The organism is Cupriavidus sp. FW305-46, from assembly GCF_058787075.1.
The window spans coordinates 1-21,766 of record NZ_JBYSZI010000021.1; the positions used below are offsets into that span (position 1 = coordinate 1).

General features: G+C 67.5%; 19 protein-coding genes. 13 read left to right on the forward strand and 6 right to left on the reverse strand.

Going from position 1 to position 21,766, the window contains the following annotated elements; translation table 11 throughout:
• The coding region (locus AC3WON_RS12430; RefSeq protein WP_492351927.1) for an NAD-dependent epimerase/dehydratase family protein at positions 1 to 198 on the reverse strand (198 nt) is incomplete at its 3' end.
• A 44-nt stretch (positions 199 to 242) separates the two neighbouring features.
• On the reverse strand, positions 243 to 1,994 hold the full coding sequence (locus AC3WON_RS12435; protein ID WP_492351928.1) for a glycosyltransferase family 39 protein: 1,752 nt from the start codon (positions 1,992 to 1,994) through the stop codon (positions 243 to 245).
• A gap of 217 nt (positions 1,995 to 2,211) precedes the next feature.
• Between AC3WON_RS12435 and AC3WON_RS12440 the strand changes: the two genes are divergently transcribed.
• Positions 2,212 to 2,883: a response regulator gene (locus AC3WON_RS12440; RefSeq protein WP_492321357.1), complete on the forward strand. Its 672-nt coding sequence runs from the start codon at positions 2,212 to 2,214 to the stop codon at positions 2,881 to 2,883.
• Positions 2,880 to 4,235, forward strand: coding sequence for an ATP-binding protein (locus AC3WON_RS12445; RefSeq protein WP_492351929.1), 1,356 nt, complete (start codon positions 2,880 to 2,882; stop codon positions 4,233 to 4,235). The genes AC3WON_RS12440 and AC3WON_RS12445 overlap by 4 nt, the downstream gene beginning before the upstream one ends.
• Positions 4,236 to 4,293: 58 nt before the next feature.
• On the opposite strand, the gene AC3WON_RS12450 is transcribed toward AC3WON_RS12445, so the two are convergent.
• On the reverse strand, positions 4,294 to 6,648 hold the full coding sequence (locus tag AC3WON_RS12450) for a Tex family protein (RefSeq protein ID WP_492351930.1): 2,355 nt from the start codon (positions 6,646 to 6,648) through the stop codon (positions 4,294 to 4,296).
• A gap of 169 nt (positions 6,649 to 6,817) precedes the next feature.
• Here AC3WON_RS12450 and AC3WON_RS12455 point away from each other — a divergent pair, with 169 nt between their 5' ends.
• The 3 genes from AC3WON_RS12455 to yoaA all read left to right on the forward strand — a co-directional run bounded on the left by AC3WON_RS12455 (position 6,818) and on the right by yoaA (position 10,054).
• Positions 6,818 to 7,609 (forward strand): hypothetical protein, encoded by a 792-nt coding sequence (locus tag AC3WON_RS12455; protein ID WP_492351931.1) that lies wholly within the window; start codon positions 6,818 to 6,820, stop codon positions 7,607 to 7,609.
• A gap of 34 nt (positions 7,610 to 7,643) precedes the next feature.
• Positions 7,644 to 7,847 (forward strand): DUF465 domain-containing protein, encoded by a 204-nt coding sequence (locus AC3WON_RS12460; protein ID WP_013956445.1) that lies wholly within the window; start codon positions 7,644 to 7,646, stop codon positions 7,845 to 7,847.
• Between the two features lie 71 nt (positions 7,848 to 7,918).
• Positions 7,919 to 10,054, forward strand: coding sequence for a DNA repair helicase YoaA (gene yoaA, locus AC3WON_RS12465; protein WP_492351932.1), 2,136 nt, complete (start codon positions 7,919 to 7,921; stop codon positions 10,052 to 10,054).
• An 80-nt stretch (positions 10,055 to 10,134) separates the two neighbouring features.
• Here the strand turns inward: yoaA and AC3WON_RS12470 are convergent, their stop codons facing one another.
• Positions 10,135 to 10,965, reverse strand: a complete 831-nt coding sequence (locus AC3WON_RS12470; protein ID WP_011615082.1) for an outer membrane protein assembly factor BamD — start codon at positions 10,963 to 10,965, stop codon at positions 10,135 to 10,137.
• A 17-nt stretch (positions 10,966 to 10,982) separates the two neighbouring features.
• Between AC3WON_RS12470 and AC3WON_RS12475 the strand changes: the two genes are divergently transcribed.
• Positions 10,983 to 12,245 (forward strand): RluA family pseudouridine synthase, encoded by a 1,263-nt coding sequence (locus AC3WON_RS12475; protein ID WP_492351933.1) that lies wholly within the window; start codon positions 10,983 to 10,985, stop codon positions 12,243 to 12,245.
• Positions 12,229 to 13,026 (forward strand): peptidoglycan editing factor PgeF, encoded by a 798-nt coding sequence (pgeF, locus tag AC3WON_RS12480; RefSeq protein ID WP_492351963.1) that lies wholly within the window; start codon positions 12,229 to 12,231, stop codon positions 13,024 to 13,026. The genes AC3WON_RS12475 and pgeF overlap by 17 nt, the downstream gene beginning before the upstream one ends.
• Positions 13,027 to 13,039: 13 nt before the next feature.
• Here the strand turns inward: pgeF and AC3WON_RS12485 are convergent, their stop codons facing one another.
• Positions 13,040 to 13,243: a hypothetical protein gene (locus tag AC3WON_RS12485; RefSeq protein WP_492321363.1), complete on the reverse strand. Its 204-nt coding sequence runs from the start codon at positions 13,241 to 13,243 to the stop codon at positions 13,040 to 13,042.
• Positions 13,244 to 13,690: 447 nt separating this feature from the next.
• Here AC3WON_RS12485 and AC3WON_RS12490 point away from each other — a divergent pair, with 447 nt between their 5' ends.
• From AC3WON_RS12490 to phaR, 4 genes are all read left to right on the forward strand, one after another.
• A complete protein-coding gene (locus AC3WON_RS12490) occupies positions 13,691 to 15,460 on the forward strand; it encodes a class I poly(R)-hydroxyalkanoic acid synthase (protein ID WP_492321364.1) in 1,770 nt (589 codons plus the stop codon).
• 84 nt (positions 15,461 to 15,544) lie between these two features.
• Positions 15,545 to 16,726 carry an acetyl-CoA C-acetyltransferase gene (locus tag AC3WON_RS12495; protein ID WP_492321365.1) on the forward strand — a complete coding sequence of 394 codons (1,182 nt, stop codon included), beginning with the start codon at positions 15,545 to 15,547 and terminating at the stop codon, positions 16,724 to 16,726.
• A gap of 76 nt (positions 16,727 to 16,802) precedes the next feature.
• Complete coding sequence (locus AC3WON_RS12500; protein WP_010810131.1) at positions 16,803 to 17,543, forward strand: 3-ketoacyl-ACP reductase; 741 nt, start codon at positions 16,803 to 16,805, stop codon at positions 17,541 to 17,543.
• A 436-nt stretch (positions 17,544 to 17,979) separates the two neighbouring features.
• Entirely contained in the window at positions 17,980 to 18,531 is a 552-nt protein-coding gene (gene phaR / locus AC3WON_RS12505; RefSeq protein ID WP_010810130.1) for a polyhydroxyalkanoate synthesis repressor PhaR, read from the forward strand.
• Between the two features lie 55 nt (positions 18,532 to 18,586).
• On the opposite strand, the gene AC3WON_RS12510 is transcribed toward phaR, so the two are convergent.
• On the reverse strand, positions 18,587 to 18,877 hold the full coding sequence (locus AC3WON_RS12510; protein ID WP_492321366.1) for an addiction module antidote protein: 291 nt from the start codon (positions 18,875 to 18,877) through the stop codon (positions 18,587 to 18,589).
• 374 nt (positions 18,878 to 19,251) lie between these two features.
• Between AC3WON_RS12510 and AC3WON_RS12515 the strand changes: the two genes are divergently transcribed.
• Together AC3WON_RS12515 and rimO are read left to right on the forward strand one after the other, a co-directional pair.
• On the forward strand, positions 19,252 to 20,220 hold the full coding sequence (locus AC3WON_RS12515) for a tRNA dihydrouridine synthase (RefSeq protein WP_492321367.1): 969 nt from the start codon (positions 19,252 to 19,254) through the stop codon (positions 20,218 to 20,220).
• A gap of 156 nt (positions 20,221 to 20,376) precedes the next feature.
• Positions 20,377 to 21,735 carry a 30S ribosomal protein S12 methylthiotransferase RimO gene (gene rimO / locus AC3WON_RS12520; RefSeq protein WP_492351934.1) on the forward strand — a complete coding sequence of 453 codons (1,359 nt, stop codon included), beginning with the start codon at positions 20,377 to 20,379 and terminating at the stop codon, positions 21,733 to 21,735.
• Positions 21,736 to 21,766: the final 31 nt, after the last annotated feature.

Below are 21,766 nucleotides of genomic sequence, written 5' to 3' on the forward strand. Positions count from 1 at the left end.
GTACTCGATCCACTCCTTGTTGATGGTGATGTCACCCTCGAAGAAGTGCATGCGCGGGTGGTCGACGAGGTCGCCGATGCGGTCGGACGACATGTCCATGCCGTAGACCTCCCAGGGCGTGGTTTCCAGGATGCGGCGCGTCAGGTGATGGCCGATGAAGCCGTTGACGCCGAGGATCAGTACTTTCTTGCCTTGCATTGGATTTGACGAATGGCAGGGGAAATCGGGAGGCGCCGGCGCGGCTAGCGCGCGCCGGCGAGGGGGAAGTTGGCGACGGCCACGCGGCGCCAGTCGCGCGCAACGACATGCATCGGCACGCGCGCGCTCAGTTCAGAGAATGACTGCGGCGAGAGCAGCGCGATGGCACGGGGGCCATGCTGCCAGGCATCGACGAAGGCATCGAGGGTCGGCAGCCACTTCTGCGGCTCTTGTCCGGCGCCGAAAGCGAGCTCGTCGGCCTGCGCCACCATGGTGAGCGGATGGCGCAGGTAGAAGGGCAGCGTATGGTCGAGCATGCCGACGCCGTAGAGCGGCATGCCGGGGCGCAGCACGCGTTCGATCGGCGCCACCATGTCGATGCCCGAGGCGGAGCGGCCGATTGCTTCATGGCCCAGCAATGCGGTGGAGAACGCCAGCAGCATGCCGAATGCATAGGCCGTGATGCTGGCCAGGCGTCCATGCCGCCGCAGCAGCCACAGCCCGATGGCGGCGCTGCCGAGCACCAGCGCGAATGCCAGCGCCACCCATGCGGCATACGCGCGGTACAGCACGTTGGGGGTGTTGTTGGAATCCAGCGTGGCCACGACCGGGCTTGCCAGCAGGCCGATCGCTCCCACCGCCAGCATGGCGCACAGCTGCCTGCGCCAGGGTTGGTCGCCGGTCCGCGCCAGCGCTGCGCCCGCCAGGATCGCCAGTGCGGGAAACAGCGGCAGGATGTAGCCGGGCAGCTTCGAACCCGACAGGCTGAAGAACACGAAGATCGACACCGCCCACAGCCCTGCCATCAGCGCAGGCTGGAACGGCCTGGACCCACCCGCGCCAACCACGCCGGCACGCTGCCCGACCGCGCGGACCATGCCGGGAACCAGCCCGAGCCACGGCAGGAAGCCGCCCACCAGCAGCGGCATGAAGTACCACAGCGCGCCCTTGCGCGCATGCACGGTCGAGGTGTAGCGCTGCCAGTGCTCGTGGATAAAGAAAAAGCGCAGGAATTCCGGATTGCGCCGTGCCACCAGCCAGTACCAAGGCATCGCCACCAGCAGCATCAGGGCGATGCCGGCCGGCGCATGCAGGCGGCGCCACAGCGCGAGGTCGCGCGTCACGAAGGTGTACGCCACCAGCACCAGTCCCGGCAGCGCCAGCCCGACCAGCCCCTTGGTCAGCACCGCCACGCCCATGGCCGCCCAGCACGCCAGCATCCAGCGGCGGCGAGCCGGCGCCGTGGCGTGCGGATGCTGGGCCAGCAGCATGCACGCGAGCACGCAGGCCATGCTGCCGGACAGCGTCATGTCCAGCGTATTGAAGTGCGCGGCGAGGTTCCACATGGGCGCGCTTGCCAGCACCAGTCCGGCCAGCAAGCCCGCACGCGCGCCGAACCAGCGCGCGGCGGCCAGCATCGATATTCCCAGCCCGGCGATGCCGGCCAGCGCCACGCACAGCCGCGCCTGCCAGTCGCCGATGCCGAACAGCGCGTACGACACCGCCGTGGCCCACATATGGAACGGCGGCTTCTCGAAGTACTTCAGCCCGTTGTAGCGGATCGTGACCCAGTCGCCCGTGCTCAGCATTTCGCGGGCGATCTCGGCATAGCGGCCCTCGTCGGGCCCGAGCAGGTGGCGCATGCCCAGCGTGCCGAACCAAAGCAGCGCGAACGCCAGCACCACCAGCCCGAGCGTCACCGCGGGCACGCCCGCCAGCCGCGTGGCATGCCACGGCGCGGCGGGCCGGGCGCTGATGAGCCCGGGCTCGGCGGCGAGGCGGTCGGAACGGTGCATGATGCGCAAACGGCTCGGCGTGAAAGGGGGAGGGTGAGTGATGGTGCGCGTGGCGGCGTGCAGGCGCTTGCCGGCGAGGCCATGTCCACGCTGGCGGCCCGCGCCGCGTTGAACAGCGGGGCGCCTGCAAAGTGAGCGCAGGATAATTCGCGAACCTTAATGGCACATTAAGACGGGGCGCGCACAATACCGTGATACGTCCGGGCCACCCGAGAATATGAGAATCCTTATCGTTGAAGACGACCCGATGCTGGGCGACGGGCTGCGGCGCGGCCTGCAGCTGCTCGACTATGCGGTCGACTGGTTCAGCACCGGTGCCGAAGCCGACCATGCGCTCGGCGTGGTCCACTACGATGCCGTGGTGCTGGACCTGGGCCTGCCTGGGGAAGACGGCATGTCGCTGCTCGCGCGCTGGCGTGCGCGCGGCTGCCGCATCCCGGTGATCGTGCTGACCGCGCGCGATGCGATCGACAGCCGCATCGGCGGCCTTGACGCCGGTGCCGACGACTACCTGGTCAAGCCGGTCGCGCTCGATGAGCTGGCGGCCCGGCTGCGTGCCGTGACCCGCCGCGCCGCGGGCCTGTCGTCGCCAGTGTGGAAGCACGGCGCGCTGGAATTCCACCCGGCCGCGCGCCAGGCGTACTGGCAGGGCAAGCCCCTGGAGCTGACCAGCCGCGAAGCCATGCTGCTGGAGCTGCTGCTGGCGCACCCCAACCGGCTGCTGACGCGCGACTTCCTGCGCGACAAGCTCTATGACTGGCAGGGCGGCATTGAAAGCAACGCGCTGGAAGTCCATATCCACCACCTGCGCCGCAAGATCCATCCCAAGATCGTGCGCACCTTCCGCGGCGCCGGCTACACGCTGGGCGCGGCCGAGGACTGCACATGACGTTGCAGCGCCGGCTCATCCTTGCGGTGCTGATTGCCGCGCCGGTGGTGTGGCTGCTGACCATCGGCATGACCTACGTGCGCGCCCGGCACGAGATCAATGAACTCTATGACACCGACATGGTGCGCATGGCGCTGCAGATGCATTCGGTGGTGCCGCTGGTGGACGTCGCCGCGGCGCCGTCGCGCACCCGGCTGCCAGGGCTGGTCGAGGGTGACCAGGGCGATGCCGGCCTGGGCGATCTTGCCATCGCCGCCTGGCTGCCGGACGGCAAGCCCTTGCATATCGATCCCGAGGGCGACCTCCTGCCGCGTGCGCCCGGTGTGAAGGGCTTTACCGACGTCACCATCGACAGGCAGCCCTGGCGGCTTTACTACCTCGATGATCCCGACACGGGCTGGCGCGTCTGCGTGGGCCAGCAACTGGCCGAGCGCGACGAGCTGATCCTGTCCTATATCGCCGCGCAGGTGCTGCCGTGGGCAGCGGGCCTGCCGGTGCTGATCGGCCTGCTGATCTGGTTCATGCGGCGCGCGCTGGCGCCGGTGCGCGCGTTGTCGACCGATATCGAAGGCCGTGCCCCCGAAGACCGCCGGCCGCTCAGCCTGCAGGCCGTGCCGGGCGAACTGGTGCCGCTGGTGCACGCGATGAACCGCCTGCTGGCGCGCGTGTCGGATTCGATCGAGCATGAACGGCGCCTCACCGCCGATGCGGCCCATGAGATGCGCACGCCGCTGGCCGCGCTGAAGGCGCAGTGGGAAATCGCCGAGCGCTCGGCCGATGACGCCGAGCGCGCGCAGGCACGCGCCAACGTGGCTACCGGCATCGACCGCATCAGCCGGCTGGTGTCGCAGCTGCTGACGCTGAGCCGGCTGGAAGATGCTGCCGGCCTGCCGTCGCGCCAGGCGGTCAACTGGGTTCCGGTAGCGCAGCAGGCGCTGTCCGACTGCCTGGCGCTGGCGCAGCAGAAGCAGGTCGACGTCGAGCTGGAGTGGCCCCCGGAAGGGCAGGCGCCATTGCCGGTGGCGGGGGACACCAACCTGCTGTCGCTGCTGCTGCGCAACCTGCTTGACAACGCCATCCGCTACAGCCCGCCGGGCGCGCTGGTGACCATCGATTTCCGGCCCGACAGCGTCACCGTGCGCGACCAGGGCCCGGGCGTCGCGCCTGACGTGCTGGCGCGGCTGGGCGACCGCTTCTTCCGGGGCGGATCGGGGCAGCGTGAGCAGGGCCACGGCCTCGGCATTTCGATCGCGCAGCGCGTGGCGCGGCTGCATGGGCTGGAGATTGTGTTCGCCAACCGTACCGATGGCGCCGGCAAGGGCCTGGCCGTGCGCATCGCGCACGGCGGCTGAAAACGACGACGCCCCGCACGGTTGCCCGTGCGGGGCGTCCTGCCAATCGGCTTGCGGCTTAACGCTTGAGCTTGGCGAAGGCCGCGGCCATGGCGCCGGCCGGTTCCGCCTCGCGGCGGCCGCCGCTGAAGCCCTTGCCGCCGCCGTTGCGTTGGCCGCCGCGGTCACCACGGTCGCCGCCGGCACGCGCCGCGGCCTGGCCGGGCTCGTCGTCCAGGCGCATCGACAGGCCGATGCGGTTGCGCTTGACGTCGACCTCCATCACCTTGACCTTGACGATCTGGCCGGCCTTGACCACCTCGTGCGCGTCCTTGACGAACTTGCTGGACAGCGCCGAGATGTGGACCAGGCCGTCCTGGTGCACGCCGATATCGACAAAGGCGCCGAAGGCCGCCACGTTGGTGACCACGCCTTCCAGCACCATGCCGGGCTGCAGGTCCTTCACGTCTTCCACGCCTTCCTGGAAGGTTGCGGTCTTGAACTCGGGGCGCGGATCGCGGCCCGGCTTTTCCAGCTCGGACAGGATGTCGCGCACGGTCGGCAGGCCGAAGGAGTCGTCGGTGAACTGCGTCGGCGACAGGCCGCGCAGCGCGTCGCGGTTGCCCATCACGTCGCGCAGGCCCTTCTTCACGTGTTCCAGGATGCGCTGCACCACCGGATACGCTTCCGGGTGCACCGAGGAGCGGTCCAGCGGATTGTCGCCGTCGTTGATGCGCAGGAAGCCGGCCGCCTGCTCGAAGGTCTTGTCGCCCAGGCGCGGCACCTTTTTCAGCGCGTCGCGGTTGGGGAAGGCGCCATTGGCGTCGCGGAACTCGACGATATTGCGCGCCAGCACCGTGTTCAGGCCCGACACGCGCGCCAGCAGCGGCGCCGAGGCGGTGTTGACGTCCACGCCCACGGCGTTGACGCAGTCTTCGACCACGGCGTCCAGCGCCCGCGCCAGCTCGCGCTGGTTGACGTCATGCTGATACTGGCCCACGCCGATCGACTTGGGATCGATCTTGACCAGTTCGGCCAGCGGATCCTGCAGCCGGCGGGCAATCGATACCGCGCCGCGCAGCGACACGTCCAGGTCCGGGAATTCCTTGGCGGCCAGCTCCGACGCCGAATACACCGAAGCGCCGGCCTCGCTGACCACGATCTTGGTCAGCTTCAGCTCGGGCATCTGCTTCATCAGGTCCTGCACCAGCTTGTCGGTTTCGCGGCTGGCGGTGCCGTTGCCGATCGACACCAGCGCCACATTGTGCTGCTTTGCCAGGCGCGCCAGCGTGGCGAGCGAGCCGTTCCAGTCGCGGCGCGGCTCGTGCGGGTAGATGGTGGCGGTGTCCAGCAGCTTGCCGGTGCTGTCCACCACGGCGATCTTGCAGCCGGTGCGGATGCCCGGGTCGACGCCCATCACCGACTTGGGCCCGGCCGGCGCGGCCAGCAGCAGCTCATGCAGGTTGCGGCCGAACACCTTGATGGCTTCGTTCTCTGCGGTTTCGCGCAGCTGTGTCAGCAGTTCGGTTTCCAGGTGGGGCTGCACCTTGACGCGCCAGCACCAGCGGCATACATCGCCCAGCCACTTGTCGGCCGGGCGGCCCATCTGCTGGATGCCGACATGGCGCGCGATCATGCCTTCGCACGGGTGCGGCACCATCGCGTCCTGTTCCTCGCCCAGGCCCAGCTTGACCATCAGCACGCCCGCGTTGCGGCCGCGGAACAGCGCCAGCGCGCGGTGCGACGGCACCGTGCGGATGGTCTCGCTGTAGGCGTAGTAGTCGCGGAACTTCTCTTCCTCGGCGGTTTCCTTGCCTTCCATCACGGTGGAGGACACCACGCCGTTGATCCACAGGTGCTCGCGCAGCTTGCCCAGCAGTTCCGCGGTCTCGCCGAACTGCTCGGACAGGATGTCGCGCGCGCCGTCCAGCGCGGCCTTGACGTCGGGCACGCCGCCGTCGGCGGTGGGGTAGCCGTTGACGTACTTGGCGGCCTCGGCCTGCGGGTCCAGCGTGGGATCGGCCAGCAGCGCCAGCGCCAGCGGCTCCAGCCCGCATTCGCGTGCGATCTGGGCGCGGGTGCGGCGCTTGGGCTTGTAGGGCAGGTAGAGGTCTTCCAGCGTCTGCTTGGTTTCGGCGGCCTCGATGGCGGCTTGCAGCTCGGGCGTCAGCTTGCCTTGCTCCTGGATCGAGGCGAGGATGGCAGCGCGGCGGTCTTCCATGTCGCGCAGGTACAGCAGGCGCTCTTCCAGGTTGCGCAGTTGCGTGTCATCCAGGTTGCCGGTCACTTCCTTGCGGTAGCGGGCGATGAAGGGCACGGTGGCGCCTTCGTCGAGCAGCGCCACGGCCGCGGCCACCTGGCGGGGCTGCACGGACAGTTCAGCCGCGATGAGCGAGACGATCTTTTGCGAGACGGATGCGGGCAGGTTGGACATCGGAGAGCGCGGCGAAAAACGCAGTCAGTCGAAAGCGGGGCATTTTGCCACAAGCGCGCGAGGGATCAGCCAGGGCGCGCAGCGGGTGCGGGGCGGGCGGCGTCCCGCGCACGTCCGCACCGGCCCGGCAGGGCAGGCCGGTGCCCGGCCCGGATGCTAGAATCCGGTCATGATCGTCAAGTCCCGCCCGGCCGCCGCCAAGGCCACCATCCTGGCCATGCCAACCTTCGCCAACGTGCCTGAAACTTCCCTGTTCCGCTTCGGCCGCCTGGCTGCACTGGCCGTGGCTGCATGCGCCGTGCTGATGCCGCTGCGCGAGGCGCGAGCCCAGGCTTCCGCGCCCGCGGCGCCACCCGCCGCCAACGGCCAGCGCGACTTTGCCGCCGAACGCAAGGCCGTCGAGGATTCGCGCGCCTGGACCAACTACCGCTTTGCCGCCGCCGAGCGCGAGTGCTACGGCAAGTTCTTTGTCAACCACTGCATCAACAGCGCCAAGGAAGTCCAGCGCGAGGAGCTGCAGGTGCTGCGCAAGCGCGAACTGGAGGTAGGCGAGGCCGAACGCGCCTACCGCGCCGCCGAGCGCGACCGCGAACAGGCGCTGCGCAACGCCGAGTTCGAGGCCAGCCAGCCGAAGCGCTCGGCCAGCGAGCAGTCCAGCCGCGAGGCCTTCCAGAAGAAGCAGCAGGAACAGCAGCTGCGCGAGGCGCAGCGCCAGGGCGAGGCGCCGCAGCGTGCCGCCAATGCGCAGGCGTACGAAAAGAAGCAGTCTGACTTCGATGCCCGCATGCAGGAGGCCCAGCAGAAGGGCGCCGAGCAGGCCCGCCAGCGGCAGGAGAATGTCAAGGCATACGAGGCCAAGCAGCGCGACCTCGAACGGCGCCAGAAGGAGCTGGAAGAGCGCCGCGCCAAGGCGAAGGAGCAACAGGGGCAGGCATCGGCGCCGCGCCCGTTCGGCTTTTGAGGTCCGGCACCGTGACTGCGCAGCGGAGGCATAGATGGACAGCAACCTGAATACCCTGGAGCGGCGCATCATGGAGTTGCAGATCGAGCACCGCGACCTGGATTTCCTGATCGACCGGCTTGCCAGCGATGCCGTCCATGACGAACTGCAGCTGCGCCGGCTGAAGAAGCGCCGCCTCAAGCTGAAGGACGCCATCACGCTGCTGCAGCTGCAGCTCGAACCCGACGTGCCGGCCTGAGCGCATCCGCGCCAGGTTTGCCGATCGCCGCCGGCGCTGTCCGGCGGCCCATACAACATTCTCCCCCTGCCTTGTCCGATCTTCCAGAATCTACTGAGCCGTCCGAAGCCGTCAGCCTGACCGACGCCGGGTCGCCCGCGCCTGCCGCGCCCGCCGACGACGTCGCCAGCCGCGGCGCGGAACTGGCCACCATCTTTGCCGATACCGGCACGCTGGCCCAGGCGATTCCCGGCTACCGGCCGCGCGCCTCGCAGCACAAGATGGCCGAGGCCGTCGCCGACGCGATCGTGCAGAACGATTCCGTCATCGTCGAAGCGGGCACCGGCACCGGCAAGACCTACGCCTACCTGGTGCCGGCGATGCTGTGGGGCGGCAAGGTGATCCTGTCGACCGGCACCAAGAACCTGCAGGACCAGCTCTTCCTGCGCGACATCCCCACCGTGCGCCATGCGCTGAACGTGCCGGTCTCGGTGGCGCTGCTCAAGGGCCGCGCCAACTACGTCTGCCACTACCACCTGGAACGCGCGCAGGCCAACGGCCGCCTGGCGTCGCGCCAGGATGCGGCGTGGCTGCGCGACATCGGCCGCTTCATCAAGGAAACCTCCACCGGCGACAAGGCCGAGCTGGCGTCCGTTCCCGAGAACGCGCCGGTATGGCAGCTGGTGACCTCCACGCGCGACAACTGCCTGGGATCGGAATGCCCGCATTACAAGGAATGCTTTGTGATGCGCGCGCGCAAGGAAGCGCAGCAGGCCGACGTGGTGGTGGTCAACCATCACCTGTTCTTTGCCGACGTGGTGCTGCGCGACACCGGCATGGCGGAACTGCTGCCGGCCGCCAACACCGTGATCTTCGACGAAGCCCACCAGCTGCCCGAGACCGCCACGCTGTTCTTCGGCGAGACGCTGTCCACCAGCCAGCTGCTGGAAATCGCCCGCGATACCGTGGCCGAAGGCCTGTCGCACGCGCGCGATGCGGTGGACTGGGTTGCGCTGGCCGCGCCGCTGGAGCGCGCCGCGCGCGACCTGCGCCTGGCCTTCAGCAAGGACAATGCGCGGCTGGCGCTGGGCCAGATCGAGGCCGACCGCCGTATCGCCGAGCCTTTCAACGAAACGCTCGATGCGCTGGACGAGGCCCTGTCAGACTTCGTCGAGATGCTCGAAAGCCAGGCCGAGCGTGCCGAATCGCTGCAGCAATGCCACCGCCGCGCGCTGGAGCTGGCCAACAAGCTGGCCGCGTGGCGCGCCGATGCCGCGCCCGCGCCGGCACCGCAGCCGACCGAGGGCGAAGGCGAAGCCGCGCCGGCGCTGCCCGCCGGCCCTGAAACCGTGCGCTGGGTCGAGGTGTTCTCGCATACCGTGCAACTGCACCGCACGCCGCTGTCGATCGCGCCGATCTTCACGCGCCAGCGCGACGGCCAGCCGCGCGCCTGGGTTTTCACCTCGGCGACGCTGTCGGTGAAGGGGAATTTCACCCACTACGCGGCGCAGCTGGGGCTCGACAAGGACCGCTCGCTGACGCTGCCCAGCCCGTTCGATTACGCGAAGCAGGGGCTGCTCTATGTGCCGCGCGATATGCCGCAGCCGCAGTCGCCGCAGTTCACCGACGCGGTGGTGCAGGCGGCATTGCCGCTGATCGAGGCCGCCGGCGGACGCACCTTCCTGCTGTGCACCACGCTGCGCGCGGTGCAGCGTGCCTCGGACCTGCTCTATGACGCGTTTGCCGAGCGCGGCCTGAACCTGCCGCTGCTGGTGCAGGGCCAGGCCAGCCGCACCGAATTGCTGGACCGCTTCCGCGAGCTGGGCAACGCGGTGCTGGTCGGAAGCCAGAGCTTCTGGGAGGGCGTGGATGTGCGCGGCGAGGCGCTGTCGCTGGTGATCATCGACAAGCTGCCGTTCGCGCCGCCCGACGACCCGGTGCTGGCCGCGCGCATGGAAGTGCTGCAGAAGAAGGGCCTGAGCCCGTTTGCCGTGCACCAGCTGCCGCATGCGGTGATCACGCTCAAGCAGGGGGCGGGGCGGTTGATCCGTTCGGAATCGGACCGCGGCGTGCTGGCGATCTTCGATACGCGGCTGGTCGAGAAGCCCTATGGCCGGCAGATCTGGCAAAGCCTGCCGCCGTTCACGCGCACGCGTGAGGCAGCGACGGTGGTGCGGTTCCTGGAGTCGCTGCGCGGTCCCGGCAAGGAGGCCGCGGCAGCGGACTGATCGCTACAGGTGCCGGAAAAAGAAAAACGGGACGTATCCTCCGATACGTCCCGTTTTTTATGGCCGCTGGCCAGCCGGCGTCAGAACACTTCCCACCAGGACTTGTCCTTGCGGCGCGCGCCGTACTTGATGAAATCGCTGTCCGGGAAATTGCGCTCCATCACGCGTGCGGTGTCGTCGCGCAGGTCCTTCATTCCCATCGCGTCATATGAACGGACCATGATGTACAGCGCTTCTTCGTTGGCCGGGGCGCCGTCGTAGTCCTTCAGCGCCTGCTGGGCGCGGTTGACGGCGGCGAGGTACGCGCCGCGCCGGTAGTAGTAGCGCGCAGCGTGCACTTCGTGCTGGGCCAGCGAGTTGACGATGTACTGCATGCGCAGCGTGGCGTCGGGGGTGTACTTGCTTTCCGGGTAGCGCGTGATCAGCGTATTGAACGCGTCATAGGCGGCACGCGCGGCCTTGGGGTCGCGCTCGCTCAGGTCCTGGCCCGAGAAGCGGCCCAGCCAGCCCAGGTTGTCGTTGAAGTTGATCAGGCCCTTGAGGTAGTAGGCGTAATCGATATTGGGATGGTTCGGGTGCAGCTGGATGAAGCGGTCCACCGCAGCCAGGGCTGCTGCCGTTTCACCATCCTTGTAGTTGGCGTAGGCGGTATCGATCTGGGCCTGCTGTGCATAGCGCCCAAACGGATAGCGGCCTTCGAGCTTTTCATACAGCTTGACGGCACGCGTGTAGTCGCCGCCATCCAGCGCATCCTTGGCTTCCGAATATAATTTGTTGGCCGACCAGCCTGCGGTCTCGTCGGGTTGGTCCGCCAGCAGGCCGCATGCAGACAGCATGACGCAGCCGCCTGCGAGCAGAACCGCTCCAATTGTCGTGCGCCAGCGCGCGCGTTTCATGCTCTGCAATTGCATGGGCAATCGTATCCCGGATGAAGAAAAATAGCGTCAAGCATTATAGCCCAAGCCCCCAGCCCAACCCCGAAGCAGGAGCTGGCGTGGGAGGACTTCCACCAGAACGGGTGCGCGCAGCCGCGTCCGTGGCCGATTTCGAGGCCCATCCAGAGGAATTTGAAGACCTTGCCGAGGCGCCGCCCGGCGGCGCGCCGGCTGCCGAGCCGGCCGTGACCCTGTCGCTGGAGGTGGACAGCGCCTCGCATGGCGAGCGGCTCGATAAATTGCTCGCGCGTCACTTCAGCGAGTTTTCACGCAGCCGCCTGCAGCAGTGGATCGAAAGCGGTGCGGTGCGCGTCGACGGCCACGTGCGCCGGCCGCGCGACGCGGTGCAGATGGGCAACCGCATCGAGATCCAGCCGCAGGCCGCGCCGGAATCGTCCGCTTTCTCGCCCGAGGACGTGCCGCTGGACGTGGTCTATGAAGACGACACCCTGCTGGTGATCAACAAGCCCGCCGGGCTGGTGGTGCATCCGGCAGCCGGCAACTGGAGCGGCACCGTGCTTAACGGGTTGCTGCACCGCGACCCCGCCGCAGCGTCGCTGCCGCGCGCGGGCATCGTGCACCGGCTCGACAAGGAAACCTCCGGCCTGATGGTGGTGGCGCGCTCGCTCACCGCGCAGACCGACCTGGTGCGCCAGCTGCAGGCGCGCACGGTCAAGCGCACCTATATCGCGCTGGTGTGGGGCCGCACCTATGACGAGGGCACCATCGACGCGCCCATCGGCCGCGACCCGCGCGAGCGCACGCGCATGGCGGTCGTGCATACCGCCAGCGGCAAGCCGTCGCGCACGCATTTCCGCACGCTGGCCACGGTGCCGCTGGGGCGGGGCTTCGTGTCGATGGTGATGTGCAAGCTGGAGACCGGCCGCACGCACCAGATCCGCGTGCATTTCGAGTCGATCGGCCACCCGCTGGTGGGCGACCCGGTCTACTTCCGCGCCACGCAGCGCGGGCAGCGCCCGGCAGTCCGCGCACCGCTGCCGGTGCCGTATGAGCGCCAGGCGCTGCATGCGTACCAGCTCGGCCTGGTGCATCCGGCCACCGGCAAGCGCATGTCCTGGACCGCGCAGCCGCCGCAAGACCTGCAGGCGCTGATCGATGCGCTGGATTTTGACAGCGCGCAGGCCGACGAGGAAGAAGAAGGCTGGGACGAAGTCTGGGAAGGCGGCGAGGCCCACTGGGAATACGCCGGTGATGACGAAGACGGTGACGACGATGACGATGAGCGCAGCGCCTGATCGCGCCTGGCTGGTCCCTGACTGGCCCGCGCCGGCGCGTGTGCGCGCGTTGTCAACCACGCGCCAGGGCGGTGTCAGCAAGGGCCCGTACGGGCTTGCCGGCGGTGCCCCGGGCGGCCTGAACCTGGGCACCCACGTTGGCGACGACCCCGCCAACGTGGCGCGCAACCGTGCGCGGCTGGCCGCGTGCCTGCCGTCGATGCCGCAATGGCTGGAGCAGGTGCATGGCTGCGCGGTGGCCACGGTCGACCATGTTGCGGCCCCGGGCGCGCCCGGGGCCCAGGCCGACGCGAGCCTGGCGCTGGCACCCGGCCACGTCTGCGCCGTGATGACGGCGGATTGCCTGCCGGTGCTGCTGTGCGATGCGCAGGGTATGGTGGTGGGCGCGGCGCATGCGGGCTGGCGCGGCCTGTGCAGCGGCGTGATCGAAGCCACGCTGTCACGGATGCAGGCCGCTGCCGGCGCCGCGCGCTGGCTGGCATGGCTGGGGCCGGCCATCGGCCCCGATGCGTTCGAGGTGGGTGCCGAAGTGCGCGATGCCTTCCTGGCCCAGGCACGCGCCGATGAGCAGGCCGCGGTTGCCGCAGCGTTCCGCCCTGGTGCCCCGGGCAAGTACCTTGCCGACATCTATGCGCTGGCGCGCACGCGGCTGGCGCGCGCCGGCTGCACCGAGGTCTACGGCGGCGACGCCTGCACCGTGGCCGACGCCGGTCGCTTCTACTCCTATCGGCGCGACGGCGTGACCGGCCGCATGGCCAGCCTGGTCTGGCTGGCGGACTGAGCCCGCCGCTGCCTCACTCGTCCTGGCCCCTGGCCGCCTGCGCGCGCTCGGCTTCGGCCTTGCGCCGGCGCCGGCCGGGCGTGCCCATGATGTAGAGCACCAGCGCCACCGGTGCCACGCCATATATCAGGAAGGTGGCAACCCCTGCCACCACGTTGTGCTCGGTGATCGCCATCATCAGCGCCACGTAGAGCCAGCCAATGGCCACGATGTACATCAAAAATTCATCCTTCTCGCCTATGCTCTGTGGCCTCGGCAGATGCGAGCGCTGCATACCGTCCGGTAGGTCGGGAAGCGCGCAGCGCCGAGGCGGATTCCCGCATTGACAGCGCGTGCGTTGCAAGGCAACAATGGGCTCAAATGTCTCGGAATCGCTGACGATTCCCAGGTTTCTCCGGCAAGCATAGCGCATGGCGTTGCCATGCGAGGATGTCGCGCTTGCCGGATAAAAGGGGAGCCGCTATCGGAATGGACGCAAGCCACGGCCGCAGCAGGTGCGGTCGAGGGCTTCCCGCCAGTTCCAGGGCAGATGTGCCGGCAGACCCTCCCGCTTTGGGGGAGGCGCAAGCCGGGTCCATTCGGATAGCATCTCCCCATGCAAAGTGCCGGCCAGGGCAATGCCCGGAGCCGGTTCGAATAGTGACGGCAGAGAGACAATCAAATCATGGCGACCGGCAAAGGCGCGGCAGCTTCCACTCAGGAAGGCAAGTCCCAACCATTCAAGTTCACGCCGGGGCCATTCGATCCAGCCACATGGCTGGAATGGTCCCACCAGTGGCAGGGCACTGAAGGCAACGGCCACGCGGCCGCGTCCGGCATTCCGGGCCTGGATGCGCTGGCAGGCGTCAAGATCGCGCCGGCGCAGCTCGGTGATATCCAGCAGCGCTACATGAAGGACTTCTCAGCCCTGTGGCAGGCCATGGCCGAGGGCAAGGCCGAGGCCACCGGTCCGCTGCACGACCGGCGCTTCGCCGGCGACGCATGGCGCACCAACCTCCCATATCGCTTCGCTGCCGCGTTCTATCTGCTCAATGCGCGCGCCTTGACCGAGCTGGCCGATGCCGTCGAGGCCGATGCCAAGACGCGCCAGCGCATCCGCTTCGCGATCTCGCAATGGGTGGATGCGATGTCGCCCGCCAACTTCCTTGCCACCAATCCCGAGGCGCAGCGCCTGCTGATCGAGTCGGGCGGCGAATCGCTGCGTGCCGGCGTGCGCAACATGATGGAAGACCTGACGCGCGGCAAGATCTCGCAGACCGACGAGAGCGCGTTTGAGGTCGGCCGCAATGTCGCGGTGACCGAAGGCGCCGTGGTTTTCGAGAACGAGTACTTCCAGCTGTTGCAGTACAAGCCGCTGACCGACAAGGTGCACGTGCGCCCGCTGCTGATGGTGCCGCCGTGCATCAACAAGTACTACATCCTGGACCTGCAGCCGGAGAGCTCGCTGGTGCGCCATGTGGTGGAGCAGGGACATACGGTGTTCCTGGTGTCGTGGCGCAATCCGGACGCCAGCATGGCCGGCAGCACCTGGGACGACTACATCGAGCACGCGGCCATCCGCGCCATCGAAGTCGCGCGCGACATCAGCGGCCAGGACAAGATCAACGTGCTCGGCTTCTGCGTGGGCGGCACCATTGTCTCGACCGCGCTGGCGGTGCTGGCCGCGCGCGGCGAGCACCCGGCCGCAAGCGTCACGCTGCTGACCACGCTGCTGGACTTTGCCGACACCGGCATCCTCGACGTCTTTGTCGACGAGGGCCATGTGCAGCTGCGCGAGGCCACGCTGGGCGGCGCCGCCGGCGCGCCGTGCGCGCTGCTGCGTGGCCTTGAGCTGGCCAACACCTTCTCGTTCCTGCGCCCGAACGACCTGGTGTGGAACTACGTGGTCGACAACTACCTGAAGGGCAACACGCCGGTGCCGTTCGACCTGCTGTTCTGGAACGGCGACGCCACCAACCTGCCGGGGCCGTGGTACTGCTGGTACCTGCGCCACACCTACCTGCAGAACGAGCTCAAGGTGCCGGGCAAGCTGACTGTGTGCGGCGTGCCGGTGGACCTGGCCAGCATCGACGTGCCGACCTACATCTACGGCTCGCGCGAAGACCATATCGTGCCGTGGACCGCGGCCTATGCCTCGACCGCGCTGCTGGCGAACAAGCTGCGCTTCGTGCTGGGTGCGTCGGGCCATATCGCCGGTGTGATCAACCCGCCGGCCAAGAACAAGCGCAGCCACTGGACCAACGATGCGTTGCCGGAGTCGCCGCAGCAATGGCTGGCCGGCGCCACCGAGCATCACGGCAGCTGGTGGCCGGACTGGACCGCATGGCTGGCCGGGCAGGCCGGCGCGAAACGCGCCGCGCCCGCCAACTATGGCAATGCGCGCTATCGCGCGATCGAACCCGCGCCTGGGCGATACGTCAAAGCCAAGGCATGACGCTTGCATGAGTGCCGGCGTGCGTCATGCACGGCGCCGGCAGGCCTGCAGGTTCCCTCCCGTTTCCATTGAAAGGACTACACAATGACTGACGTTGTCATCGTATCCGCCGCCCGCACCGCGGTCGGCAAGTTTGGCGGCTCGCTGGCCAAGATCCCGGCACCGGAACTGGGTGCCGTGGTCATCAAGGCCGCGCTGGAGCGCGCCGGCGTCAAGCCGGAGCAGGTGAGCGAAGTCATCATGGGCCAGGTGCTGACCGCCGGTTCGGGCCAGAACCCCGCACGCCAGGCCGCGATCAAGGCCGGCCTGCCGGCGATGGTGCCGGCCATGACCATCAACAAGGTGTGCGGCTCGGGCCTGAAGGCCGTGATGCTGGCCGCCAACGCGATCATGGCGGGCGACGCCGAGATCGTGGTGGCCGGCGGCCAGGAAAACATGAGCGCCGCCCCGCACGTGCTGCCGGGCTCGCGCGACGGTTTCCGCATGGGCGATGCCAAGCTGATCGACACCATGATCGTCGACGGCCTGTGGGACGTGTACAACCAGTACCACATGGGTATCACCGCCGAGAACGTGGCCAAGGAATACGGCATCACGCGCGAGGCGCAGGATGAGTTCGCCGTCGGTTCGCAGAACAAGGCCGAAGCCGCGCAGAAGGCCGGCAAGTTTGACGAAGAGATCGTCCCGGTGCTGATCCCGCAGCGCAAGGGCGACCCGGTGGCCTTCAAGACCGACGAGTTCGTGCGCCAGGGCGCCACGCTGGACAGCATGTCCGGCCTCAAGCCCGCCTTCGACAAGGCCGGCACGGTGACCGCGGCCAACGCCTCGGGCCTGAACGACGGCGCCGCCGCGGTGGTGGTGATGTCGGCGGCCAAGGCCAAGGAACTGGGCCTGACCCCGCTGGCCACGATCAAGAGCTATGCCAACGCCGGTGTCGATCCCAAGGTGATGGGCATGGGCCCGGTGCCGGCCTCCAAGCGCGCCCTGTCGCGCGCCGAGTGGACCCCGCAGGACCTGGACCTGATGGAGATCAACGAGGCCTTCGCCGCGCAGGCGCTGGCGGTGCACCAGCAGATGGGCTGGGACACCTCCAAGGTCAACGTGAACGGCGGCGCCATCGCCATCGGCCACCCGATCGGCGCGTCGGGCTGCCGTATCCTGGTGACGCTGCTGCACGAGATGAAGCGCCGTGACGCGAAGAAGGGCCTGGCCTCGCTGTGCATCGGCGGCGGCATGGGCGTGGCGCTGGCAGTCGAGCGCAAATAAGGAAGGGGTTTTCCGGGGCCGCGCGCGGTTGGCGCGGACCCGGCGACGATAACGAAGAGCCAATCAAGGAGTGGACATGACTCAGCGCATTGCGTATGTGACCGGCGGCATGGGTGGTATCGGAACCGCCATTTGCCAGCGACTGGCCAAGGATGGCTTTCGTGTGGTGGCCGGTTGCGGCCCCAACTCGCCGCGCCGCGAAAAGTGGCTGGAGCAGCAGAAGGCCCTGGGCTTCGATTTCATTGCCTCGGAAGGCAATGTGGCTGACTGGGACTCGACCAAGACCGCATTCGACAAGGTCAAGTCCGAGGTCGGCGAGGTCGATGTGCTGATCAACAACGCCGGTATCACCCGCGACGTAGTGTTCCGCAAGATGACCCGCGCCGACTGGGATGCGGTGATCGACACCAACCTGACCTCGCTGTTCAACGTCACCAAGCAGGTGATCGACGGCATGGCCGACCGTGGCTGGGGCCGCATCGTCAACATCTCGTCGGTGAACGGGCAGAAGGGCCAGTTCGGCCAGACCAACTACTCCACCGCCAAGGCCGGCCTGCATGGCTTCACCATGGCGCTGGCGCAGGAAGTGGCGACCAAGGGCGTGACCGTCAACACGGTTTCTCCGGGCTATATCGCCACCGACATGGTCAAGGCGATCCGCCAGGACGTGCTCGACAAGATCGTCGCGACCATTCCGGTCAAGCGCCTGGGCCTGCCGGAAGAGATCGCCTCGATCTGCGCCTGGTTGTCGTCGGAGGAGTCCGGTTTCTCGACCGGCGCCGACTTCTCGCTCAACGGCGGCCTGCATATGGGCTGACCTGCCGGCCTGGTTCAACCAGTCGGCAGCCGGCGCTGGCGCCCGCGTATTGCGGTGCAGCCAGCGCGGCGCACAAGGCGGCGGGCGCTTCGTTTCGCCGCCCGTTTCGCGGGCCGTCAAGGCCCGCGAATCGTTTCTGCCAGCGCGGCATTCCTCCCTTTTTGCGCCAATTCACCGGGTTTTCCTTAAGCCCGGTCGCTTTTCTTAGTGCCTTGTTGGGCATAGAATCAGGGCAGCGGCGCAGCCAGCACCATGTTCGTGCAGCGCGGCCCTCGCGGGGGCGAGGTTGCAGGCCGCCACGCGCAGCCATGCGCGAACGGGCCACCAGATGGCCGGCACGACAACAAGCAGATGGCGCGGGCGATACCGATTTGCGCACTGCACCCCATGCGGTGCAGCAGCGCGCAAACAGCGATGACACAAGGACAGAGCACCGATGGCCACGACCAAAAAAGGCGCAGAGCGACTGATCAAAAAGTATCCGAACCGCAGGCTCTACGACACCCAGACCAGCACCTACATCACCCTGGCCGACGTCAAGCAGCTGGTCATGGATTCAGAAGAATTCAAGGTCGTCGACGCCAAGTCTGGTGACGAACTGACCCGCAGCATCTTGCTGCAGATCATCCTGGAAGAAGAAACGGGCGGCGTGCCGATGTTCTCCAGCGCGATGCTGTCGCAGATCATCCGCTTCTACGGCCATGCCATGCAAGGCATGATGGGCACCTACCTGGAAAAGAACATCCAGGCCTTCATCGACATCCAGAACAAGCTGGCCGAGAACTCCAAGGGCCTGTATTCCGGCGAAACCTTCAGCCCCGACATGTGGTCGCAGTTCATGAACATGCAGGGCCCGATGATGCAGGGCATGATGAGCAACTACATCGAGCAGAGCAAGAACCTGTTCGTGCAGATGCAGGAGCAGATGCAAAGCCAGGCCAAGAATATGTTCGGGACGTTCCCGTTCAACCAGCCGGACAAGAAGTAAGACACCGGCAGCGGCGGGCCCCGGTCCGCCGCATATCCCGCACGCTGGCTGGCACTCAGCCAGCGCTCGCATGCAGGCCGATGCCCAGCGCCCGCATCACCTTCCAGATCGTCCCGAACTCCGGATTGCCTTCGCCTGACAGCGAGCGGTAGAGGCTTTCGCGCGAAAGCCCCGTTTCGCGCGCCAGTCGCGTCATGGCGCGCGCGCGTGCCACCACGCCGAGCGCGTAGGCAATGAATCGATCGTCGTCGCCGGCCTCGGCCAGGCAGGCATCCAGGTAGGCGGCGATCTCCTGCTCGTTCCTCAGATGCTCAGTGGAGTCCCAAGGGCGGGTTGGTTCTTTCATGGCTCACTCCAGATCAAGATTGGCCGCCAGATTGTGTGCTCTTTCCAAATCAGCGTGCCGGGTCGACTTGATCCACGCGCATTTCGCTGATCCCACCGCCAAGGGCTTTAACGTCGCCGGGGTTCCCATTCAGCAAGCGGTCTTGTACCTCGCCGCGTTGCTGAAATTAGATGCGGTAGCCCGAGCCGTGGGCAGACGCAAAGCAGGTAGAATGCGCGGTCTGCGTCCCCCAGGCGCACGCAATCACGCAACTTTCTTCCAGCGGCGGCTCAGTGTGGACTCGCCTTTTGTGCGCGAAACCCCATGCCCTCCGTTATCCAATTTGCTCGTCCGGCCTTTAAGGCCCGGCTCTCCGCTTCGGTGAAGGCTTCGCCATGAGCCGGCTGTTCCTGGCCCCCATGGAAGGGCTTGCCGACTACGTCTTGCGCGACGTGCTGACCGACACCGGCGGCTACGACGGCTGTGTGTCCGAGTTCGTCCGAGTGACGGGTTCGTTGCTTCCAGCCCGCGTCTACGAGCGCGATACGCCCGAAATCCTCGCCGGCGGCTATACCCGCAGCGGCACGCCGATGGTGATCCAGTTGCTCGGCAGCGATCCGGAATGGCTGGCGCGCAATGCGGCCTATGCCGCGACCTTGTCGCCGCATGGCATCGACCTGAACTTCGGCTGTCCCGCCAAGGTCGTCAACCGGCATGGCGGCGGCGCCATGCTGCTGACGAACCCTGAGTTGTTGAACCGGATCGTTGCGTCCGTGCGCGCGGCGGTGCCGGCCCATATCGCCGTGACGGCAAAAATGCGGCTGGGCGTGTCCGATACCTCGCTGGCCATTGATTGCGCCACGGCGCTGGCCGAAGGCGGCGCGGCTTCGCTCGTCGTGCATGCCCGGACGCGGGACCATGGCTACCGGCCGCCGGCCCACTGGGACTGGATCGCGCGCATTGCGGCGGCGGTGGACGTGCCGGTGATTGCCAACGGAGATGTCTGGACCGTCGCCGACTGGGAGCGTTGCCGGGCCGTCAGCGGTTGCGCCGACGTGATGATCGGGCGCGGCGCCGTGTCCGATCCTTTCCTGGCCTTGCGCATTCGCGGGCTGATGGACAGTTCGCCGTCGGACCAGGAGTGGCCGCTGGTGCTGCGCCAGATCGCCACCTACCTGAAAAAGCTGCATGCCCGTATCGCCTCGTGCCATGAGCATGGGCGCGTGAAACTGTGGCTCAGCTATCTCAAGCGGACCTGGCCACAGGCCGCCGAACTGCATGCGGCCATCCGGCGCATGCAGGACTCGCTGGAGATAGAGCGGGTCCTGGAAGGCCTGCCGGGAGCCGCGACCGCGCCGGAATGACGCAGCCTGGGCCACATGTGTGGAGTCAGGCGCCGAGAATTCATGGCAAACGGTTAAAATGCGCGATTGGCTCACCGGCTGCCGGCCTTGTCCCCGCATATTCCGCCGCGCCCGCCCCCACATTCGGATTGCACTGTGAAAAACCCTTCAGAATCAATGACCCAGAAAGACCATAGTCCGCGTGTGGGATTCGTTTCCCTTGGCTGCCCCAAGGCCCTGGTCGACTCCGAGCAGATCATCACCCAGCTGCGCGCCGAGGGCTACGCCATCAGCGGCACCTATGACGGCGCCGACCTGGTCGTGGTCAATACCTGCGGCTTTATCGACGAGGCCGTGCAGGAGAGCCTGGACGCCATCGGCGAGGCCCTGACCGAGAACGGCAAGGTCATCGTCACCGGCTGCCTGGGTGCGAAGAAGGATGCGGCGGGCCACGACATCGTGTCGTCGGTGCACCCCAAGGTGCTGGCCGTGACCGGCCCGCATGCGCTGGGCGAGGTGATGCAGGCGGTGCACACGCACCTGCCCAAGCCGCATGACCCGTTCACCGACCTGGTGCCGGCCGCCGGCATCAAGCTGACGCCCAAGCATTACGCCTACCTGAAGATCTCCGAGGGCTGCAACCACCGTTGCTCGTTCTGCATCATCCCGTCGATGCGCGGCGACCTGGTGTCGCGCCCGGTGGCCGAGGTCATGCTGGAGGCCGAGAACCTGTTCAAGGCCGGCGTCAAGGAATTGCTGGTGATCTCGCAGGACACCAGTGCCTACGGCGTCGACGTCAAGTACCGCACCGGCTTCTGGAACGGCCGCCCGCTCAAGACCCGCATGACCGAACTGGTGGCGGCGCTCGGCGAGCTGGCCGCGCAGTACGGTGCGTGGGTGCGCCTGCACTACGTCTACCCGTACCCGCACGTGGACGAGATCATCCCGCTGATGTCCCAAGGCCATGTGCTGCCGTACCTCGATGTGCCGCTGCAGCACGCGCACCCGGACGTGCTCAAGCGCATGAAGCGCCCGGCCAATGCCGAGAAGACCATGGACCGGATTCGCGCCTGGCGCGAGATCTGCCCTGAGCTGACCATCCGCAGCACCTTTATCGCCGGCTTCCCGGGCGAGACCGAGGCGGAGTTCCAGACCTTGCTCGACTTTATCGCCGAAGCCGAACTGGACCGCGTCGGCTGCTTCGCCTACTCGCCGGTGGAGGGCGCCACCGCCAACGACCTGCCGGGCGCGCTGCCCGACGAGGTGCGCGAGGAACGCCGCGCCCGCTTCATGGAAGTGGCCGAAGAGGTCTCGGCACGCCGCCTGCAGCGCAAGGTCGGCCAGACCCTGCGCGTGCTGGTGGACGAGGTCAACCAGGATGGCGGCATCGGCCGTTCGTCCGCGGATGCGCCGGAAATCGACGGCCTGGTCTATATCGCGCCGCCGGAACGCCACTCCCAGCGCTACCGCGCCGGCGAGTTCGTCGAGGTGAAGATCACCGGCGCCGACGGCCACGACCTGTGGGGCGAGGTCTGAAACGGGTTGATTAGGTAAAAGTACGCCCGTT

Excerpts from the sequence above, each read along its gene's own strand:
- AC3WON_RS12515 (WP_492321367.1), top strand. The coding sequence starts at position 19,252 with ATGAGCCGGCTGTTCCTGGCCCCCATGGAAGGGCTTGCCGACTACGTC.
- phaR (WP_010810130.1), top strand. The coding sequence starts at position 17,980 with ATGGCCACGACCAAAAAAGGCGCAGAGCGACTGATCAAAAAGTATCCG.
- AC3WON_RS12510 (WP_492321366.1), bottom strand. The coding sequence starts at position 18,877 with ATGAAAGAACCAACCCGCCCTTGGGACTCCACTGAGCATCTGAGGAAC.
- AC3WON_RS12450 (WP_492351930.1), bottom strand. The coding sequence starts at position 6,648 with ATGTCCAACCTGCCCGCATCCGTCTCGCAAAAGATCGTCTCGCTCATC.
- AC3WON_RS12495 (WP_492321365.1), top strand. The coding sequence starts at position 15,545 with ATGACTGACGTTGTCATCGTATCCGCCGCCCGCACCGCGGTCGGCAAG.
- AC3WON_RS12490 (WP_492321364.1), top strand. The coding sequence starts at position 13,691 with ATGGCGACCGGCAAAGGCGCGGCAGCTTCCACTCAGGAAGGCAAGTCC.
- AC3WON_RS12435 (WP_492351928.1), bottom strand. The coding sequence starts at position 1,994 with ATGCACCGTTCCGACCGCCTCGCCGCCGAGCCCGGGCTCATCAGCGCC.
- AC3WON_RS12485 (WP_492321363.1), bottom strand. The coding sequence starts at position 13,243 with ATGTACATCGTGGCCATTGGCTGGCTCTACGTGGCGCTGATGATGGCG.
- AC3WON_RS12470 (WP_011615082.1), bottom strand. The coding sequence starts at position 10,965 with ATGCAATTGCAGAGCATGAAACGCGCGCGCTGGCGCACGACAATTGGA.
- pgeF (WP_492351963.1), top strand. The coding sequence starts at position 12,229 with ATGAGCGCAGCGCCTGATCGCGCCTGGCTGGTCCCTGACTGGCCCGCG.
- AC3WON_RS12475 (WP_492351933.1), top strand. The coding sequence starts at position 10,983 with ATGAAGAAAAATAGCGTCAAGCATTATAGCCCAAGCCCCCAGCCCAAC.
- rimO (WP_492351934.1), top strand. The coding sequence starts at position 20,377 with ATGACCCAGAAAGACCATAGTCCGCGTGTGGGATTCGTTTCCCTTGGC.
- AC3WON_RS12445 (WP_492351929.1), top strand. The coding sequence starts at position 2,880 with ATGACGTTGCAGCGCCGGCTCATCCTTGCGGTGCTGATTGCCGCGCCG.
- AC3WON_RS12460 (WP_013956445.1), top strand. The coding sequence starts at position 7,644 with ATGGACAGCAACCTGAATACCCTGGAGCGGCGCATCATGGAGTTGCAG.
- AC3WON_RS12500 (WP_010810131.1), top strand. The coding sequence starts at position 16,803 with ATGACTCAGCGCATTGCGTATGTGACCGGCGGCATGGGTGGTATCGGA.
- AC3WON_RS12440 (WP_492321357.1), top strand. The coding sequence starts at position 2,212 with ATGAGAATCCTTATCGTTGAAGACGACCCGATGCTGGGCGACGGGCTG.
- AC3WON_RS12455 (WP_492351931.1), top strand. The coding sequence starts at position 6,818 with ATGATCGTCAAGTCCCGCCCGGCCGCCGCCAAGGCCACCATCCTGGCC.